Below are 18792 nucleotides of genomic sequence, written 5' to 3' on the forward strand. Positions count from 1 at the left end.
AGCGCCGCCTACGGCGCGCAGGTCATTCCTCGCGCGCCGTCATCGTGCCGATGATCTTGTCGAGCGCGTGACCGAAGTCGAGCTTTTCCTGCTCGTCGAGACAGTCGAACATGTCGCCGTTCCATTTGCGCGCGATCGGCATGACCTTTCGATACAGCGCGCGGCCTTCGGGCGTCAGCGACACCAGCACGACGCGGCCGTCCTCGGCGCTCGCCTCGCGTTTCACGAGTCCTTGCCTGATCAACGCTTCGGCGGCGCGGCTTGCCTGGCTCTTGTCGAGATTGGCATGCCTTGCCAGTTCCATGATCGAGAACGGCCCGAATGATCCCACCGACGCAATCACGCGCGCTTCAGGCAAGGTCACGCCGAGCTTGGTCTGATAGCGTTCGCTGATGCCGCGTTCGGCGAGTTTGTTGAGGACATGCAGACGGTACGTCAGGAACTGTTCGAGGCCGGCTTTGGCGTCCTTCATGGTCTTCCCGTAGTGTGTGAGCGGTCGCGGCGCTGTGATTGTTGCCGCAACCGCCTTGCCGGTCAACGCGTGCCGTATTTCAGGCGCGTCAACTGTTCGGCTTCGTCCGCCAACAGCCGCGCCGCGTCGCGAATCGCGACTTCGAGCGTGATCGGGCCGGGCGCCGGAGAGAAGCAGCCGCTGAAATATTCGGCGAGGCGCGGCAAGGCGGCTGAGTCGACCCCGCCGGACAGGAGCGTGGCCGGCACGCCTGCTGCCTGGGCATGACGGCAGGCGATGAAGGGCGCCTTGCCATGCAGCGTTTGCACGTCCGAACGGCCTTCACCGGTGATCAACCAATCGGCGCCTTCGAGCGCGGCGTCCAGACCGATTTGCCGTGCGACGGTTTCCGCGCCCGGTTCGAACTGCGCGCCGAGCATATGCAACGCGAAGCCGAGGCCGCCGGCCGCGCCGGCGCCGGGCAGTTCGCGCGCCGTGCGGCCGAGCGCAGGTTCGAGCAGATCGGCGAAGCGGGTGAGCGCGGCGTCGATCGTGGCAACCTGCTCCGGCTTCACACCCTTTTGCGGACCGAATACCGCCGTTGCGCCGTGTTCGCCGGTCAGCGGATTGTCCACGTCCGACATGCCGACGAACTGCGTGTTCGCCAGACGCGCGTCGAGCTGCGACACGTCCACTCGTGCGAGGCGCTTGAGTTGTTCGGGCGTGGCGTCGAGCTCGTTGTCCTGTGCGTCGAACAGCTTGAGGCCGAGGCCGGTCAGCAGGCCCGCGCCGCCGTCGTTCGTGCTGCTGCCGCCGAGCGCGACGAAAAAGCGCCGCACACCGGCGTCCATCAGCGCGCCGATCGCCTCGCCCATGCCGCGTGTGCTGCGCGCCTCCACCGGCACGCCCATTCCCACCGTGTCCGTAATGCCGACGACCTCCGCCGTTTCGATGATCGCGCTGCCGTCGGCGAGCAGGCCAGTGAGCGCTTCGCGCACCGGACCGGCCGCGCCGCGCACGGTGAGCGTGCGGCGTTCGCCGCCACTCGTGAGCATGGCGTCGAGTGTGCCTTCGCCGCCGTCGGCCATCGGGCAGATGCGCACCTCCGCGGCGGGACGGGCGCGCTTGATGCCCGCTGCAATGGCTTGCGCGACCTGTTCCGCGCTGAGCGAGCCTTTGAAGGAATCGGGAGCAATGACGACGACGGGCGAGGACGGCGAATTCGGCATGGTGTCTCTGATTGGTTGGAATCGTTGCGAGGGCGGGTGAAACGGCGAGATGAGGGCGCAGCCCCAAGCGCGTCCATTAGCTTATCAGCATGGGCGCGCCGACTGAATATGTCGAATGGCATAGCCGGCATTGACGGCGGCTGGGCGCCTGCGTGGCGGGGGCTGCTGCTTTTGCCGGCAGCTGGTGATTGAAGCGAGGTCGGCGGGAGTTCGTGCAGACAAGCTAAAGCGAAGTCGCTAGGAAAACTTCGTCCAGACAGGCGCAGCGCAACAGCGGCGCGGCACCCCGGCCGCACTGGAACAGTGCGCAAACAGGTACGAAACAGCACGGAAAGCGGCCGGAATCCGGCCAAAACCTCGACAAAAACGCGCGCATTCATCGAATCCCCGGCTAGGCGCGCAAATAGTTTGCTAAAATATTCGGCTCTTTGGACTCAACCGTGCTGCCGGCGGCCTGCAAGCCCGCGGCGCAGGCGCGCAATCGAAGCGAAGCGACCCAAACGCGACCAAAAAACGCGACGTCGCACGAGATCGACAAGCGGCACGGAGAAGATAACTGATTCGCTCGAATAATTTTAGGACGATTGAAGCCATGGCTAACGTTGTTGAAAACCTCGGCAAGCTCGAACGCCGCGTCACGATTTCCCTGCCGAAGGACGCCGTGCAGAAGGAAGTGGACTCGCGTATCCGTCAACTCGCGAAGAACGTGCGCATGCCGGGTTTCCGCCCGGGCAAGGTGCCGCTCAAGATGGTGACGCAACAGTATTCGGGCCAGGTGGAAGCCGAAGTGCTGAGCGACAAGGTCGGCAAGGAATTCTTCGACATCAGCCGCACCGAAAACCTGCGCGTCGCCGGTCAGCCGAGCTTCGCGCCGAAGTCCGACGCCACCGAAGGCGATTACGCGTTCGACGCGACGTTCGAGGTGTATCCGGAAGTGAAGCTGGGCGACGTCGCCACGGCCGAAATCGAGCGCACCACGACCACCATCAGCGAGGCGGAAATCGACCGCACGCTGGACATCCTGCGCAAGCAGCGCGTGCACTTCCACGCTCGCGGCGAAGCCGGCGAGCACGGTGACGGCGGCGGCGACACGGCAGCGAAAGAAGGCGACCGCGTAACGGTCGACTTCATCGGCAAGATCGAGGGCGAAGTGTTCCAGGGCGGCAGCGCCGACGACTTCGCGTTCGTGCTGGGCGAAGGCCGCATGCTGCCGGAATTCGAAAAGGCCGCCACTGGCCTGAAGGTCGGCGAATCGAAGGAGTTCGATCTGGCGTTCCCTGAGGACTATCACGGCAAGGAAGTCGCCGGCAAGACCGCGCAGTTCACGATCACGATGAAGAAGATCGAGTGGCCGCATCTGCCGGAAATCGACGCTGAATTCGCGAAGTCGCTCGGCATCGAAGACGGCGATCTGACCAAGATGCGCGCTGAGATCAAAGACAATCTCGAACGCGAAGCAAAGCGCCGCACGCAGGCCATCGTCAAGAACCAGGTGATGGACGCGTTGCTGAAGATTTCCGAACTGGACGTGCCGAACGCACTGATCGAACAGGATCAGGAACGCCTGGTCGCAATGGCGCGTCAGGATCTGGAGCAACGCGGCGTGCCGAACGCCAAAGATGCGCCGATCCCGGCTGCGATGTTCAAGGAACAGGCCGAGCGCCGCGTCAAGCTGGGCCTCGTGCTGGCCGAGCTGGTCAAGGCCAACGAACTGCAAGCCAAGCCGGAGCAGATTCGCGCCGAAGTGGACGAGTTCGCGAAAAGCTACGAAGACCCGAAGGAAGTCGTCCGCTGGTATTATTCCAACCAGCAACGTCTTGCCGAAATGGAAGCGTACGTCGTTGAAGCCAACGTCGTCGATTTCGTTCTCAGCAAGGCCAAGGTGACGGACAAGGAAGTGAGCTTCGAAGAACTGGCAAGCGCAACGGCGCAAGCGTAAGCGTCGCTGCAACGGCGTGCCGGCTGTCGGAGCGACGGCCCGCACGCCGTTTTTTTTGTGCCGTAGTTGTGTATTGCGTTTTTGTTTCGTGTTGCACGGCGCGCATGCACTGATCGCACTTGAATACGGGGTTGTCGGCCGCACCTGTCCAGCATCTAATATTTAGAATATTTCAGACAAGGATCTACTGCATGACCTTTCGCGCTCAAATGCTGGACACGTTGACCTCCCAGTCGTCGCGGGATCTCGAAGCGCAGGCGCTCGGACTGGTGCCGATTGTCGTGGAAACGAGCGGCCGGGGCGAGCGTTCATACGACATCTATTCTCGTCTGCTGAAGGAACGGATCGTGTTCCTGGTCGGTGAAGTGAACGACCAGACGGCCAATCTCGTCGTCGCGCAGATGCTGTTCCTCGAAAGCGAGAACCCCGACAAGGACATCAGTTTCTACATCAACAGCCCGGGCGGGTCGGTTTCGGCGGGCATGGCGATTTATGACACGATGCAGTTCATCAAGCCGGATGTGTCTACGCTGTGCATGGGTCTTGCGGCCAGCATGGGCGCGTTCCTGCTGGCAGCCGGCGCGAAAGGGAAGCGTTTTGCTCTGCCGAATTCGCGTGTGATGATTCACCAGCCGCTGGGCGGCGCGCGCGGCCAGGCGTCGGACATCGAAATTCAGGCGCGCGAAATCCTGTATTTGAAGGAACGGCTGAACCATCTGCTCGCGCATCACACCGGCCAGCCGGTCGAGCGTATTGCACGCGACACCGACCGCGACAACTTCATGTCCGGCGACGATGCGCAAGCTTACGGCCTCGTCGACCAGGTAGCGCACAAGCGTCCTTGAAATGGTGCGTTTTTGCCCCGAAGTGGGGCAAAAACGCAGCCGGATCGGTTGTGAAATAATCAACTTCGTCCGAGTGCCTGCGGCAAACGCCGTCACCTTGGCTCAAGCCCGGCCCCGCGCAAACTGCGAGGCCAGGGCAAACGGCGTATCATGTAATCGAGTGTCCGGAGGCTCACACATCTATGGCGGACAAGAAAGGTTCTAACAGCGAAAAGCTGTTGTATTGCTCGTTTTGCGGCAAGAGTCAGCATGAAGTCAAAAAACTGATTGCCGGCCCGTCGGTGTTCATTTGCGATGAATGTATCGACCTGTGCAACGAAATCATCCGTGATGAGGCTGCAGGCGCGGGCATCGAGGCGGGCTTGTCGAAGTCCGATCTGCCGAGTCCGCAGGAAATCCGTGAAATCCTCGACCAGTACGTGATCGGTCAGGAACGCGCGAAGAAAATTCTCGCGGTCGCGGTGTACAACCATTACAAGCGCCTCAAGCATCTCGACAAGAAAGACGAGATCGAGCTGTCCAAGAGCAACATCCTGCTGATCGGCCCGACCGGTTCCGGCAAGACGCTGCTTGCGCAGACGCTCGCACGCCTTCTGAACGTCCCGTTCGTGATTGCCGATGCAACCACGCTGACAGAAGCCGGCTATGTCGGTGAAGACGTCGAAAACATCATTCAGAAGCTGCTGCAAAACTGCAATTACGAAGTGGACAAGGCCCAGCGCGGCATTGTCTACATCGACGAAATCGACAAGATCAGCCGCAAGTCCGACAACCCGTCGATCACCCGCGATGTTTCGGGCGAAGGCGTGCAGCAGGCTTTGTTGAAGCTGGTCGAGGGCACGATGGCGTCGGTGCCCCCGCAGGGCGGCCGTAAGCACCCGAATCAGGACTTCATCCAGGTCGACACAACCAACATTCTGTTCATCTGCGGCGGCGCGTTCGACGGCCTCGAAAAGGTCATTGTCGATCGTACCGAGAAGACCGGCATTGGCTTTGGCGCGAGCGTGAAGAGCAAGCAGGACCGCGACGCCGGCGAAGTGCTGCGCGAAGTGGAACCGGAAGATCTGATCAAATTCGGTCTCATTCCCGAACTGATCGGCCGTCTGCCGGTGGTGGCCACGCTCGGCAAGCTCGACGAAGTCGCGTTGATGAAGATTCTCGTCGAACCGAAGAATGCGCTGGTGAAGCAGTACCACAAGCTGTTCAACATGGAACGCGTCGAGCTCGAAATTCGTCCGGCCGCGCTGCAAGCTGTCGCGCGTAAGGCAATTCGTCGCAAGACGGGCGCGCGTGGTTTGCGCTCCATCCTGGAACAGGCGTTGCTTGATGTGATGTACGACCTGCCGCAAATGAAAGGCGTTAGCAAGGTCATCATCGACGACAACGTGATTGACGGCGACGGCAAACCGCTACTGATCTACGAAGACGCGCCCAAAGTGGCGGGTTCGAACTGATCGGCTTTCGGGTTCTGCAAAAAAAGCCGTTCATGGCAACGTGAACGGCTTTTTTCGTTTATCGTGTGGTCAGGCTGGTTGTTTTCACTATGGAGTCACTGAACCTTCGGAGTCACTGAACTTTTCCCACACGCGGAGGCTTGCAATCTTTTCTGCTGGCCTCACCTATCGAACGAACTGATTCCACTCATGGGGAAATGAAATGTCAGGAACCCAACTCCTTCCGCCGGAACGCATTACGCTCCCGCTGCTCCCGCTGCGTGACGTAGTCGTCTTCCCGCACATGGTGATTCCGCTCTTCGTAGGCCGCCCGAAGTCGATCAAGGCTCTCGAAGCAGCGATGGAAGGCGGCAAGCACATCATGCTCGTCGCCCAGAAAACGGCTGCCAAAGATGAGCCGACCGAAAAGGACATGTACGAAGTAGGGTGTGTCGCCAACATCCTGCAAATGCTGAAGCTGCCCGATGGCACCGTGAAGGTGCTCGTCGAAGGCTTGCAGCGCGCGAAAACGCTTTCCATCGAAGAACAGGAAACGCAGTTCTCGTGCGAAGTCATGCCGCTCGAACCCGACCACGCCGACAGCGCTGAAACTGAAGCGCTGCGCCGCGCGATCGTGTCGCAGTTCGACCAGTATGTGAAGCTGAACAAGAAGATTCCGCCGGAGATTCTGACGTCGCTGTCGGGTATCGACGAAGCGGGTCGTCTGGCCGACACGATCGCGGCGCATCTGCCGCTCAAGCTCGACCAGAAGCAGCACATCCTCGAAATGTTCCCGGTGATCGAGCGACTCGAGCATCTGCTCGCGCAACTCGAAGCCGAGATCGATATCCTGCAGGTCGAAAAGCGCATCCGTGGGCGTGTGAAACGCCAGATGGAAAAGAGCCAGCGCGAGTACTACCTGAACGAGCAGGTCAAGGCGATCCAGAAGGAACTCGGCGAAGGCGAAGAAGGTGCGGACCTCGAAGAACTCGAGAAGCGCATCACCGCTGCCCGCATGCCGAAGGAAGCCAAGAAGAAAGCCGACGCCGAGCTGAAGAAGCTCAAGCTGATGTCGCCGATGTCGGCCGAAGCGACCGTCGTGCGCAACTACATCGACACGCTGATCGGCTTGCCGTGGCGCAAGAAGAGCAAGGTCAACAACGACCTCTCCAATGCGGAACGCGTGCTCGACGAAGACCACTTCGGTCTCGAGAAAGTGAAGGAACGTATTCTCGAGTATCTCGCGGTCCAGCAACGTGTCGACAAGGTCAAAGCGCCGATCCTGTGCCTCGTTGGGCCTCCGGGTGTCGGTAAGACGTCGCTGGGTCAGTCGATCGCTCGCGCCACGAACCGCAAGTTCGTGCGTATGGCGCTCGGCGGCGTGCGCGACGAAGCCGAGATTCGCGGTCACCGTCGTACGTATATCGGCTCGATGCCCGGCAAGATTCTGCAAAGCCTGACCAAGGTCGGCGTGCGCAATCCGCTCTTCCTGCTCGACGAAGTCGACAAGATGGGCCAGGATTTCCGCGGCGATCCGTCGTCGGCTCTGCTCGAAGTGCTCGATCCGGAACAGAACCATACGTTCGCCGATCACTACGTCGAAGTCGACTTCGATCTGTCGGACGTGATGTTCGTGGCAACGTCGAACTCGCTGAACATTCCGCCGCCGCTGCTCGACCGGATGGAAGTGATCCGTCTGTCGGGTTACACGGAAGACGAGAAGGTCAGCATCGCGCAACGTTATCTTTTGCCCAAGCAAAAGAAGAACAACGGCCTCAAGGATGGCGAGGTCGATGTGACGGAAACCGCGATCCGCGACATCATTCGTTACTACACGCGTGAAGCGGGCGTGCGTTCGCTCGAGCGTGAAATTTCGAAGATCTGCCGTAAGGTCGTGAAGATGCTTCTGCTGAAGAAGGCGGAAGGCGCGGTGAAGGTCGACGGCAGCAATCTCGATACGTTCCTCGGCGTGCGTAAGTACGACTTCGGTCTGGCCGCGAAGGAAAATCAGGTTGGCCAGGTCACGGGTCTTGCGTGGACGGAAGTGGGCGGCGATCTGCTGACCATCGAAGCCGCGGTAATGCCGGGCAAGGGCAACGTGATTCGTACGGGTTCGCTCGGCGACGTGATGAAGGAATCGGTCGAGGCAGCACGCTCGGTGGTTCGTTCGCGTTCGCGCCGTCTCGGCATCAAGGACGAAGCGTTCGAGAAACAGGACATTCACATTCACGTGCCGGAAGGCGCGACACCGAAAGACGGTCCGTCTGCCGGTATCGCGATGACGACCGCGTTGGTGTCGGTGTTGACCGGAATTCCGGTGCGCGCCGATGTCGCAATGACGGGCGAAATCACGTTGCGTGGCGAAGTCCTGCCGATCGGCGGCTTGAAGGAAAAACTGCTGGCGGCGCATCGCGGCGGTATCAAGCTGGTGCTGATTCCGGAAGAAAACGTCAAGGACTTGACGGAGATTCCGGACAACGTGAAGAACGCGATCGAGATCGTGCCGGTCCGCTGGATCGACAAGGTGCTCGAACTGGCGCTCGAACGTGTGCCGGCGGCGTTGCCCGAAGAGGAGCCCAAGCCTGCTGCGCCGGTTGCAGCGGAGCCCGGCAAGGACGCTGCGGCAACGGAAGTCGTGAAGCACTAAGGCAGTCGTCAACGAAGCTTTTGCTCGAAGAAAACCGCGGTCTCGGCCGCGGTTTTTTATTGTCCGCGCGACTTCCGTCAGGCGTCTCGCGAGGGGCGTTTTCCCACCTATTGAGTAAAGCGGCATGCGCCCGCCGACTGGTTGTGCGTGCATCCATTCGCGGCAACATTTTGTTATAGGAAGCCGCCTCGAAATCTTCGCAAATCAGGCTCAACCCCGCTTGACACAAGGGTTTCGGCCCATTCTAATGATTGCGCCCGGCGTTGCCCGCCGGCCGCGTGATGCCAGGCGTTAATAAAGCGCCGTCACGATTGCCATAAACATTCTCGGGGGTTGGGATGAACAAGACGGAATTGATCGATCACGTTGCGCAGCAAGCCGACATTTCGAAGGCAGCGGCAGGCCGTGCACTCGACGCTGTGATCGATGGTGTCAAAGGTATGTTGAAGAAGGGCGGTTCGGTGACGTTGGTCGGTTTTGGCACGTTCGCGGTCGGCAAGCGCTCCGCGCGCACCGGGCGCAATCCGCGCACCGGCGCCGCCATCAAAATCAAGGCGGCGAAGGTCCCCAAATTTAGGCCTGGCAAAGCTCTGAAGGATGCGCTAAACTAATGGGCTTGCTGCTTGAGGGACGTCGATAGACGAAGATCGGGCAGCAGGTAGAAGCAGGAAAGCAGCACTGAATCATGAAACGGGTGCTTAGCTCAGTTGGTAGAGCGGCGCCCTTACAAGGCGTAGGTCGGGAGTTCGAGCCTCTCAGCACCCACCAGTTTCAGATTCGGTTAAGTGTTCCAGCGCAACATAAGGAGTGGTAGTTCAGTCGGTTAGAATACCGGCCTGTCACGCCGGGGGTCGCGGGTTCGAGTCCCGTCCACTCCGCCAGTATCCTCGAAAGGCGAACTCCGGTTCGCCTTTTTTATTGCCCGCTGTTGTAAGATCGGGCGTTCTGTTTTTGGCACTCCTCACGCATGCTCGATTTTTTCCGCAATCACAAACGCCTGATGATGTTCATGCTCATCCTCGTCATTGTGCCGGGGTTGGGTTTTGTGGGTATTCAGGGCTTTCGCGGCTTCTTTGACGAAAGTGCAAACGTCGCGAGCGTCAACGGTCACAAGATCACGCGCGCTGAATACGACAACGCGATGCGTCAGCAACTCGACCGCGCCCGTCAGATGCTCGGCGCGCAGTTCGATATGAAGTCGTTCGACACGCCGGAACGCCGCGCGCAGATGCTCGATGGTCTGATCGAGCAACGCGTGCTGGCCGATGAAACACAGCGCCTGCATCTCACCGCGTCCGACGATGCCGTGCGCCGCGTGTTGATGAACGATCCGGTGATCTCGTCGCTGAAGAATCCTGACGGCACGATCGACGTCGATCGCTACAAGCAGTTGCTCGCCATGCAGGGCATGACACCCGACCAGTACGACGAGCGCGTGCGCTACAGCATCGCCACGCAGCAGTTGCCAGCTAGCATTCAAGGCAGCGCGTTCACGTCGAAAACGCTCGCACAGCATCTGACGGAACTCGCTGAGCAACAGCGCGAAGTGCAGGGCATTGCGTTCCATCCGCGCGACTACGCCGCGAAGGTGCAGCCTACCGACGCGCAACTGCAAGCGTATTACGACGCGCATCGCAATGAATTCGCCACGCCGGCCACGGCCACGATCCAGTATCTCGTCCTGTCGCCGGCAACGCTCGCCGCTTCCGCGCAGCCTACCGACGCCGATCTGAAGAAGTACTACGACGACAACATCGCGCACTACCGCACTGACGGCCAGGTGCGGGCGAGCCACATTCTGATCGCAGCGCCGAAAGACGCGAGCGCGGCCGACAAGGCCAAGGCCAAACAGAAGGCTGAAGAGTTGCTCGCGCAGATCAAGGCGCATCCGGACCAGTTCGCGCAGATCGCGCAGCAGAATTCGCAGGACCCGGGTTCGGCGTCGAAGGGTGGCGATCTGGGTTACTTCGGCCGCGGCATGATCGCGGGCGGCCAGGCGTTTGATGATGCCGTGTTCGCGCTGAAGAAAGACGAAGTCAGCGGCATCGTGCAGACCGACTTCGGCTATCACATCGTCAAGGTGACGGACGTGAAACCGGTGGTCACGAAGCCGTTCGACGAAGTGAAAGATCAGATCTCGAAAGACCTGAAGACGCAGTTGGCCAGCAAGGCATTCACCGACGATTCGGAAGGCTTCACGTCGATCGTCTATGAAAAGGCGAAGAGCCTGCAGCCGGCCGCCGACAAGTACAAGCTGCAAGTGCAGACCGCCACGGTCACGCCGCAGCCGGATCCGAAGCTCGCGCCTGACAGCCCGCTGAACAATGCGAAGTTCCTCGCCGCGGTATTCGCCAATGACGCCACGACGGCGCGCAACAATACGCAGGCCATCGACGTCGGCGGCAACACGTTGATCGCGGCGCGCGTGACCGACTATAAGGCGGCGGCAGTGCCGGCGCTCGACGCCGTCAAGGACGCGGTGCGTCAGAAAGTGATCGCGGTTCAGTCGGATGAAGCGGCTCACAAGGACGGCGTGGCCAAGCTGGCCGAGTTCGAAAAGTCGAAGGCAACGACGGGCTTCTCGTCGCCGTTGAAGGTGTCGCGCAACGACGCGCAAGGCGTGCCGCCCGCCGCATTGAGTGCAATCTACAAGGCGGACGCGCAAAAATTGCCGGCTTACGTCGGTGTGGATCTCGGCGACGACGGCTATGCGATCTATCGCGTGAACGCGGTGGTAGCGGGTCACACGGTCGATCCGCAACGTCTGGCTGCAGCGCAGCAACAGATCGCCCAGGTCGATGCGCAGTCGGAAGCAGAGGCCTATGTCGAAGCAGTGCGCGCGCGTTCGAAGGTGAAGTTCTACGGTTCGCTGGACAGCAGCAATGCCCAGGCGAGTGGCGAGTAAGACCGCCCAAACGCAAAAAAGCCCCGCAAATGCGGGGCTTTTTCATTTGACGAGTGCAAGCTCGTCAAACGGCTTACCGCGACACGCTGCTAGCGTTACAGGCAGCCGCTGATCGCGCTCGTGGCGTCGCTACCGCCAGCGCCACCGGCGCGGAAGCCGACCCACGTACCCTTGCCGGAGTACGACGGACGTACGACAGCGGCGGCGCCATTGGGCGGCTGCTGACCCGGAACATACACATCCATGGCTTGATCGTTAGCCAATGTGTCTTGCGAGACGACCTGTTGCTGCGAGCTGTCGGCCCACTTCTGCGCGATGCAGGTAGCGACGGCCTTCGGCGGTTGCTGGCTTTCGCCTACGGACTGAACGCCAGCGGGCGGTTGAGCGGCGCAGGCAGAAATTGCCACGGTCAAAGCGATTAACGGTAAATATTTCACGTTATCTCCTCAAAAGTCGCTCAAAATCGAGCCGGTTACGCGGGATTACGAAAGTGTCAGAGAGAACTTACCGATCCGCGTTCCCACAGTTCTGGAAACAAGTTGTTAGCAGATTTTTCAGTGCGGCGAACTTGTGCGAAGGAGTGGCTTGACTGCTGGCCACACGTTGTTAAGTAGCACTGGCTGTGCCTGCTGGGTGGGATGGATCTGATCGGCCTGGAACATATCGGGTTTGTCCGCGATGCCGGCGAGCAGAAACGGCACGAGCGGCACACGCAACTGTTTGGACAGTTCGCCGTACAAGCCGTGGAACTTTTGCGTGTAGTCCGGGCCGTAATTAGGCGGCACGTACATGCCCACCAGCACGACCTTCGCGTGACCTTGCTGAGCCTGCTCGATGATTGTGCGCAGGTTGTCTTCGGTGGTGGAGAGCGGCACGCCGCGCAACGCGTCGTTGGCGCCGAGTTCGACGATCACAATGCTCGGCTTCAGGCGTTGCATGAGTGCCGGCAAGCGGGCTCGTCCGCCGCTCGTGGTGTCGCCGCTAATGCTCGCATTGGCGACGCTATAATCGATTCGCTCGTCGGCGAGGCGCTGGCGCATCAACGCAACCCAGCCCGTGTCGCGGGGCAGGCCGTATTCGGCGGAGATGCTGTCGCCGAGCACGACGATCACTGGCTTGGCCGGTTCGGGCGCGTTGGCGGCCAGCGCCGTGAAGCTTACGGAAAGAAACAGGGTGGCGGCCACAGCGGCGTAGCCGCATGCCGTTGTCAACCCCGTGGCGCGAGACGTCATGGCACGCACTTTCAACCTACGCTTCACCATGCTAAACAAAACTGATCCAGTCATTGAAGTGCGGGGTTTGTGCAAGAAGGTTAACGATGCAACAGGCGAACTGACGATTCTCGACGACATCGATCTTGCTATCGATGCCGGCAGCAGTGTGGCGATCGTCGGAGCATCCGGGTCGGGCAAGTCTACGCTGCTCGGCTTGCTCGCAGGATTGGACAGCGCGAGTTCGGGCTCGGTTCGGTTGCTCGGCCGCGAACTCGGCGAACTGAACGAAGACGAGCGCGCCGCATTGCGCAGCGGCTCCGTCGGCTTCGTGTTCCAGTCGTTTCAACTGATGCCGCATTTGACCGCGCTCGAGAACGTTACGTTGCCACTGGAGTTGCTAGGCGGCATCGGCACGCGCGAGGCCGCAACGCGTGCGCGCGGTTTGCTTGAGCAGGTGGGTCTTGGCAAGCGCACCGGTCACTATCCGAAGCTGCTATCGGGCGGCGAGCAGCAGCGCGTCGCGCTCGCACGCGCGTTCGTCACCCACCCGGCGATCCTGTTCGCGGACGAACCGACCGGCAGTCTCGACGCCGCCACGGGTCACGCGGTGATCGATCTGATGTTCGAGATGAACCGCGCGAACGGCGCTACGTTGATTCTCGTCACGCATGACATCGAACTGGCGCGCCGTTGCGATACGACAGTGACGATCGAGGCGGGACGTCTGGCCTGAGCGAGCGTCGAGCGTCGCTGCAAAAGCAAAGCGGGCCGCAAGGGCCCGCTTTTTCATGGTGGCTTCCGGTATCGGGCGACCACGCCATTCAAATCAAGCGGCGCGAACCACCGCGCCGCCCACCATCACTTCTTCAACGCCGCCCGCGCCCGCGCGATCAATGCCGACGTCGAAGAATCATGCTTCTTCACATCGGCACCCGGCGCCGTCAGATCGGCTTCGACCACCTTGCCGAGAATCTTGCCCAACTCCACGCCCCATTGATCGAAGGAGTTGATGTTCCATACCGTTCCTTGCACCAGCACCTTGTGCTCGTACAACGCGATCAATGCGCCGAGCGAACGTGCGGTGAGCGCCTCGACGAGCAGCGTGGTGGTCGGACGGTTGCCCGGAAACACCAGGTGCGGCGCCAGTTCCGGCTTGTCCGCGCCGGCCACTTTCTTCGCTTCTTCGAGCGTGCGGCCGACCATCAGCGCTTCGCTCTGCGCAAAGCAATTGGCGAGCAGCTTCGGATGATGGCTGACGAGCGGATGCTCAGGCGTCAACACCGCGATAAAGTCGATCGGCACGATCGTCGGGCCCTGGTGCAGCATCTGGAAGAACGCGTGCTGACCGTTCGTGCCCGGTTCGCCCCACGTGACCGCGGCGGTCGGATAGTCGACCGTTGCGCCGTCCAGACGCGCCGACTTGCCGTTGCTCTCCATTTCGAGCTGTTGCAGATACGAAGGCAGGAAATGCAGCGCCTGCGAATACGGCGCGACCAGGTAGCTTTGCGAGCCGAAGAAGTTGCGATACCAGATGCCGATCATGCCGAGCAGCACCGGCAGATTCTTCTCGAGCGGCGCGTCGCGGAAATGCTGGTCCATCTCGTTGGCGCCGGCGAGCAGTTCGTCGAACTGCTGCGGTCCAATCGCGATCATGATCGACAGACCGACGGCCGACCACAGCGAATAGCGTCCGCCGACCCAGTCCCACATCTCGAAGACGTTCTCTTTCGCGATGCCGAACTTGACCACTTCCGCGGGATTCGCGGACACGCCGACGAAGTGCTTCGCCAGTGCGCTTTCCGGGCAACCTTTCTCGATGAACCAGTCGCGCAGCGAGCGCGCATTGGTCATGGTTTCGAGCGTGGTGAAAGTCTTGGAGACGATGATCGCGAGCGTCTCTTCGGGATCGATCTGCTGCATGACGTTGTACAGATCGGCGCCGTCCACATTGGACACGAAGTGCGTGGTGATCTCCGGCGTGGCCAGATGATGCAGCGCATGCACGACCATCTTCGGCCCGAGATCCGAGCCGCCGATGCCGATGTTCACGACATAGCGGATCCGCTTGCCGGTATAGCCTTTCCACTCGCCGCTGCGCACCTGGTCGGCGAACGCGGCCATTTTGGCGCGCTCGGCCTGCACTTGCGCGTAGAACGGCGCTTTCGGGTCGGTGGCGCGCAATGCCGTGTGCAGCACGGCGCGGCCTTCCGTCGGGTTGACGATGTCACCCGCGAACATGGCGTCGCGGCGCTTCTCGACGCCGGCTTCGCGCGCGACTTGCACGAGCAGTTTCAGCGTTTCGTCGGTGATGCGGTTCTTCGAGAAATCGGCCGCGAGACCGCCGCCCGCGAACGCAAAGCGCTCAGCACGGGTAGGGGCGGGATCGTTCTCGGGGGCGAACCAGTCGCGCATGTGCGCATCGCGAATCTTGTCGTAATGCGTTTGCAGCGAGGACCAGGAGGGGAGCGAGTTCTGGGTCATAGCGTCCGTCTAACCAAGTGGCACGAAGAAAGGCGCGCGCGTGAAGCGCTGCCGAGGATGATGCAACGATGCTGTTAGAGCGATGCCGCGCGGCGGGGTCCGCCGTGGGTGCCGATCAAAATTCGCCGTCACCCGTAGTGGCTCCGACGCGCGGCGCAGTCAGTCAGTATAACGGCGTTGCGTGACGGACGGCAGTGGTTTGGGCGGTCCATCCATAGGTTGGGGCGGACAGCTTCAGCACTCCGCTGCCGGATAGAACAGGCGGTTCAGCAAGGTCCGCACCATCGGCGCGAGTTCGCCCGCGGTCAGCCCGGCGGGACCGTGGCCTTGCGCGCTCAGCGTGTCGGCGGCGAGGCCGTGCAGATAGACGCCCGCGAGCGCGGCTTCGTAGCGCGGCAGATGCTGTGCGAGCAGCGCGCCGATGATGCCGCCGAGCACGTCGCCGGTGCCGCCCGTCGCGAGCGCGGCGTTGCCGGTCGGATTGATCGCGAGGCGCCCGTCCGCGGCCGCGATGACGGTGCCCGTGCCTTTGAGCACGACCACGGCCGCGTAGCGCGCGGCGAGCGAGCGCGCCGCGGCGAGGCGGTCGCGCTGCACGCCCGGCGCGTCGGTGCCGAGCAGGCGCGCGGCTTCGAGCGGATGCGGCGTGAGGATGCACGGATCGCCCTGCACGCCGCGCGCGGTGACATCGGCGGCAAGCGCGGGGTCCTTCGAGATCAGGTTCAGCGCGTCCGCGTCGAACAGCTTGGGGACGTCGAGTTGCAGTACGTCGTGCATCACGCGCGTGGCGCATTCGCGATGACCCATGCCGCAGCCGACGGCGAGCGCGTCCATCTGGTCGAGCGGCAGATCGTCGACGGCATGCAGCATCAGTTCGGGGTGCGGCGGATCGTAGGGCGGGGCGCCTTCGCCTAGCAGCGCGACGTGCACCTTGCCCGCGCCGGTGTACAGCGCCGCGCGCGAGGCGAGGATCGGCGCGCCGCACATGCCGGTGTCGCCGCCGACCACGGCGAGGCTGCCGAAGCTGCCCTTGTTGGTCGCGAAATCGCGCGGCGGCAGGAAGGCGGCGAAGAGTTCGGGGGCATTCAGTTGCACGGCCGTGCGGCCGCTCGTGTCGACGCCGATCGGCGCGACCGTGACGGCGCCGGCAAGATCGCGCCCTTGCGCGGTGAAGAGCCCCGGTTTGGCACCGATGAAGGTGATCGTGTGGGTGGCATGGACGGCGGCGCCGGCGCCATTGCCCACAACTGTGCCGGTGTCGCTGTCGAGGCCGCTCGGCACGTCGAGCGCCAGCACGCCGCCTTTGCGCGGCCGTGCTTTGGCGCGTTGCGAAAGCTGCCGGGCGACGGCCGCGAACACGCCTTCGAGCGGACGCGTCAGGCCGATGCCGAACATGCCGTCCACCAGCCAGCGGTAGCCGTCCAGCGAGGCGGGCGGCGCGCTGGTGATCGCGACGCCGGCCGCGCGGGCCGTGTCGAGCGCCCAGCGCGCGTCGTCCGGTTTCACCTCGACCGGCATGCACAGCTCGACGGCGATGCCGGCCTGGTGCAGTTCCGTCGCGAGAACCAGCGCGTCGCCGCCGTTGTTGCCTGGCCCGGCGATGAGCCACACCTTCTGCCTGGATTTCTCGATCGACGTATCGCGGGGTGATCTGCTCGCGCAGGAAGCTCGCGGCGGATTTCCCGGCGCGCGACATCAGCGTGTGTTGCGGCAAGGCGGCCGCCGCCTGGGATTCGGCGATCCGCAGGTCGGTGAGCGTGAGCAAGGGCAGCGCCCGGTTGTGCGGGCTGATGAGTGTCGGCGGCGTGTGGTCGGCTTCTGTCATGGCGAGGCTCGGCGGTTCGCCCGGCGGCAGGCGAAAAAGCTGGGGGAATCGCTATGGTAGTGCCGATGAGTGCCCGGCGGGCACCTCTTGCGGCCCGCTCGTGCGCGGGCCGGCGATTTACCTGAACCGATCCGCGCGCAGCGCGGCCAGCGTGTCCGTGGGGACGTCCGGCGTGCCGCCCGAAATCAGGTCGGCCACCAGCTTACCCGACCCGCAGGCGAGCCCCCAACCGGCGGGGCCGTGGCCCACATTGACGAAAAGACGCGGATGCAGCGCGTTGCCGATCACCGGCAAGCCGTCCGGCGACAGCAGTTTGACGCCTTCCCACGGCAAGGCCACCGAGATTCGCGCGGCGCCCGGAATCCAGTCGTGCGTGGCCTGGCCGAGCAGGGCGAGGGCTTCCTTGGTCACCGCTTCGCCCAACGGCTTGTCGATCTGGCCGGTGCTTTGCAAGACCGCGCCGCCCGCAATCCGCAGGCGATGGTTCATGCGGCTGATCGCGATCCGCTTCACCGCATCCACGATGGCGACGTGCGGTGCGCATTCCTCATGCGCGATCGGTGCGACCAGCGTGTGCAGACGCAGCGGATGCAGCGGCAAGCGCAGGCCGAGTCGCTCGAGCAGCGGCAGACTGCCGTGGCCGGCCGCCACGACCACCGCGTCGGCGTGGATCACATCGACTTCGCGCGAACGGGAGGTCGCGCCCGGCTGCGGCGCCAGTTCCACAGAGGCGCGCTGGCCGTCCAGACGGATCGACGAGACTTCGCAGCCCAGCATGAATTGCACGCCGCCCTGCGTATCCAGCGTCTGCTTGATGAGCTTGGTGAAGAGCGGCGCATTGGCCGTGCGCTCCTGGTCGAACAGCACGCCGCCCGCGAATTCCGGCTCGGTGCGCACGGAGTGCTCGAACGCGGCGCATTGTTCGGGTGTGAGTTCGTGGTGCGGCACTTCGAAAAGCTGGAGCAGGCCGCGCGCGGGCCGCAGCTGGTCCCATTCCTGTTCGGAGCGCACCAGATAGAGCAGGCCGCTGGTCTGTTCGAACTCGAGGCCGAAGCGCGCCTCCATGTCCGCCATGGTGTCGCGCGACAGCTCGATCAGCGGTCGCAGCAATCCGTATTGATGGCCGAATGCATTGGGTTCCTGCAGCTCGACGAGCTGCTTGACGAACTGGCGCGCCGAGCCGGTGAAGCCGGCCTTGTTGACGACGCCGTTTTTGGCGTTCTGGCGGCTGGCCATGAAAGTCGGGCCGAACCAGACGTCGAGCGGGGTCGGCAGGACGGTGCCGCCGTGTCCATAGGTTGCGCCCTGCGCAACCGTGGCGTGGCGCTCGACGACGCATACCCGATGGCCGGCCGCGCGCAGTTGATAAGCGGTGGCGACGCCCGCAATTCCGCCGCCGATGACGATGACATCCATGTTCTGATTCGATTTGCCGACGGGACGCCGAAGCAGCGCTTGCCCGTTGAGCGTGACATGCGGCGCGCCGTGCCGCCTGCGTGGCTGCTCGCGCCGATCTGGTGAAAGGGCGAATGATAGCAGTCAAACCGCTGGCGCGGCCACGCGGGCGCAACGCCGGAGCGCCCGCGCAATTGGCGCGGTGGGCGCTCCGGAGGCCGGCCGGAAGCCGCCCGGAAGCCGCCCGGAACCCACGCGGAGCTTGCGCCAAGCCCCCGCGAAACTATCTCGAAACCTGCCCGAAGCCGCACCGCCAGGCCCGCTGGAAGCCTCTTCCCGGGGTATAATCCCGGACTTCCTTTGCGCCTCACGTCGCCTTCACGCGCGACTCATCGGCATCACTCATCGGCATCATTAGCGACGCAACG

13 protein-coding genes, 2 tRNA genes and 1 pseudogene are annotated in these 18792 nt (G+C 62.6%); 9 read left to right on the plus strand and 7 right to left on the minus strand.

The window, feature by feature from the left end; translation table 11 throughout:
* Positions 1-22: 22 nt before the first annotated feature.
* Complete coding sequence (locus B0G80_RS02785) at positions 23-472, minus strand: MarR family winged helix-turn-helix transcriptional regulator (protein WP_116119484.1); 450 nt, start codon at positions 470-472, stop codon at positions 23-25.
* A gap of 62 nt (positions 473-534) precedes the next feature.
* Positions 535-1680, minus strand: a complete 1146-nt coding sequence (locus B0G80_RS02790; RefSeq protein WP_116116900.1) for a glycerate kinase — start codon at positions 1678-1680, stop codon at positions 535-537.
* Between the two features lie 592 nt (positions 1681-2272).
* On the opposite strand from B0G80_RS02790, the gene tig reads away from it, so the two are divergent.
* The 8 genes from tig (at position 2273) to B0G80_RS02830 (ending at position 11449) form a co-directional block, all read left to right on the plus strand.
* Complete coding sequence (gene tig / locus B0G80_RS02795) at positions 2273-3619, plus strand: trigger factor (RefSeq protein WP_116116901.1); 1347 nt, start codon at positions 2273-2275, stop codon at positions 3617-3619.
* Positions 3620-3810: 191 nt separating this feature from the next.
* Positions 3811-4464: an ATP-dependent Clp endopeptidase proteolytic subunit ClpP gene (clpP, locus tag B0G80_RS02800; protein WP_007182010.1), complete on the plus strand. Its 654-nt coding sequence runs from the start codon at positions 3811-3813 to the stop codon at positions 4462-4464.
* A 182-nt stretch (positions 4465-4646) separates the two neighbouring features.
* On the plus strand, positions 4647-5918 hold the full coding sequence (gene clpX / locus B0G80_RS02805) for an ATP-dependent Clp protease ATP-binding subunit ClpX (protein ID WP_007182009.1): 1272 nt from the start codon (positions 4647-4649) through the stop codon (positions 5916-5918).
* Between the two features lie 202 nt (positions 5919-6120).
* A complete protein-coding gene (lon, locus tag B0G80_RS02810; protein WP_106283480.1) occupies positions 6121-8544 on the plus strand; it encodes an endopeptidase La in 2424 nt (807 codons plus the stop codon).
* 338 nt (positions 8545-8882) lie between these two features.
* Positions 8883-9155, plus strand: a complete 273-nt coding sequence (locus B0G80_RS02815) for an HU family DNA-binding protein (RefSeq protein ID WP_116116902.1) — start codon at positions 8883-8885, stop codon at positions 9153-9155.
* Positions 9156-9236: 81 nt separating this feature from the next.
* A tRNA-Val gene (locus tag B0G80_RS02820) sits at positions 9237-9312 on the plus strand.
* A gap of 36 nt (positions 9313-9348) precedes the next feature.
* Positions 9349-9425: transfer RNA gene (locus tag B0G80_RS02825), tRNA-Asp, on the plus strand.
* A gap of 86 nt (positions 9426-9511) precedes the next feature.
* Entirely contained in the window at positions 9512-11449 is a 1938-nt protein-coding gene (locus B0G80_RS02830) for a SurA N-terminal domain-containing protein (protein WP_116116903.1), read from the plus strand.
* A gap of 95 nt (positions 11450-11544) precedes the next feature.
* Here B0G80_RS02830 and B0G80_RS02835 read toward each other — a convergent pair whose 3' ends face one another.
* Together B0G80_RS02835 and B0G80_RS02840 are read right to left on the minus strand one after the other, a co-directional pair.
* Positions 11545-11886: a hypothetical protein gene (locus tag B0G80_RS02835; RefSeq protein ID WP_106281085.1), complete on the minus strand. Its 342-nt coding sequence runs from the start codon at positions 11884-11886 to the stop codon at positions 11545-11547.
* A 117-nt stretch (positions 11887-12003) separates the two neighbouring features.
* Positions 12004-12681, minus strand: coding sequence for an arylesterase (locus tag B0G80_RS02840; protein ID WP_258878793.1), 678 nt, complete (start codon positions 12679-12681; stop codon positions 12004-12006).
* Between the two features lie 28 nt (positions 12682-12709).
* Here B0G80_RS02840 and B0G80_RS02845 point away from each other — a divergent pair, with 28 nt between their 5' ends.
* A complete protein-coding gene (locus B0G80_RS02845) occupies positions 12710-13396 on the plus strand; it encodes an ABC transporter ATP-binding protein (RefSeq protein WP_116116905.1) in 687 nt (228 codons plus the stop codon).
* A gap of 125 nt (positions 13397-13521) precedes the next feature.
* Here B0G80_RS02845 and pgi read toward each other — a convergent pair whose 3' ends face one another.
* The 3 genes and pseudogenes from pgi to B0G80_RS02860 all read right to left on the minus strand — a co-directional run bounded on the left by pgi (position 13522) and on the right by B0G80_RS02860 (position 18385).
* Positions 13522-15144 (minus strand): glucose-6-phosphate isomerase, encoded by a 1623-nt coding sequence (gene pgi / locus B0G80_RS02850; RefSeq protein ID WP_116116906.1) that lies wholly within the window; start codon positions 15142-15144, stop codon positions 13522-13524.
* A 234-nt stretch (positions 15145-15378) separates the two neighbouring features.
* Positions 15379-16969: pseudogene (locus B0G80_RS02855) on the minus strand (NAD(P)H-hydrate dehydratase).
* A 117-nt stretch (positions 16970-17086) separates the two neighbouring features.
* The gene (locus B0G80_RS02860) at positions 17087-18385 is read right to left on the minus strand and encodes an FAD-dependent oxidoreductase (protein ID WP_116116907.1); all 1299 of its coding nucleotides are present in this window, start codon (positions 18383-18385) and stop codon (positions 17087-17089) included.
* Between the last annotated feature and the right edge of the window lie 407 nt (positions 18386-18792).

The organism is Paraburkholderia sp. BL6669N2 (assembly GCF_003387275.1).
Classification (GTDB): Bacteria; Pseudomonadota; Gammaproteobacteria; order Burkholderiales; family Burkholderiaceae; genus Paraburkholderia.

What these genes read in the sequence shown, in the direction of transcription:
- B0G80_RS02860 (WP_116116907.1), bottom strand. Translation starts at nt 18,385, where the DNA reads ATGGATGTCATCGTCATCGGCGGCGGAATTGCGGGCGTCGCCACCGCT.
- lon (WP_106283480.1), top strand. Translation starts at nt 6,121, where the DNA reads ATGTCAGGAACCCAACTCCTTCCGCCGGAACGCATTACGCTCCCGCTG.
- B0G80_RS02785 (WP_116119484.1), bottom strand. Translation starts at nt 472, where the DNA reads ATGAAGGACGCCAAAGCCGGCCTCGAACAGTTCCTGACGTACCGTCTG.
- clpP (WP_007182010.1), top strand. Translation starts at nt 3,811, where the DNA reads ATGACCTTTCGCGCTCAAATGCTGGACACGTTGACCTCCCAGTCGTCG.
- B0G80_RS02790 (WP_116116900.1), bottom strand. Translation starts at nt 1,680, where the DNA reads ATGCCGAATTCGCCGTCCTCGCCCGTCGTCGTCATTGCTCCCGATTCC.
- clpX (WP_007182009.1), top strand. Translation starts at nt 4,647, where the DNA reads ATGGCGGACAAGAAAGGTTCTAACAGCGAAAAGCTGTTGTATTGCTCG.
- B0G80_RS02815 (WP_116116902.1), top strand. Translation starts at nt 8,883, where the DNA reads ATGAACAAGACGGAATTGATCGATCACGTTGCGCAGCAAGCCGACATT.
- B0G80_RS02840 (WP_258878793.1), bottom strand. Translation starts at nt 12,681, where the DNA reads ATGACGTCTCGCGCCACGGGGTTGACAACGGCATGCGGCTACGCCGCT.
- B0G80_RS02845 (WP_116116905.1), top strand. Translation starts at nt 12,710, where the DNA reads ATGCTAAACAAAACTGATCCAGTCATTGAAGTGCGGGGTTTGTGCAAG.
- pgi (WP_116116906.1), bottom strand. Translation starts at nt 15,144, where the DNA reads ATGACCCAGAACTCGCTCCCCTCCTGGTCCTCGCTGCAAACGCATTAC.
- tig (WP_116116901.1), top strand. Translation starts at nt 2,273, where the DNA reads ATGGCTAACGTTGTTGAAAACCTCGGCAAGCTCGAACGCCGCGTCACG.
- B0G80_RS02830 (WP_116116903.1), top strand. Translation starts at nt 9,512, where the DNA reads ATGCTCGATTTTTTCCGCAATCACAAACGCCTGATGATGTTCATGCTC.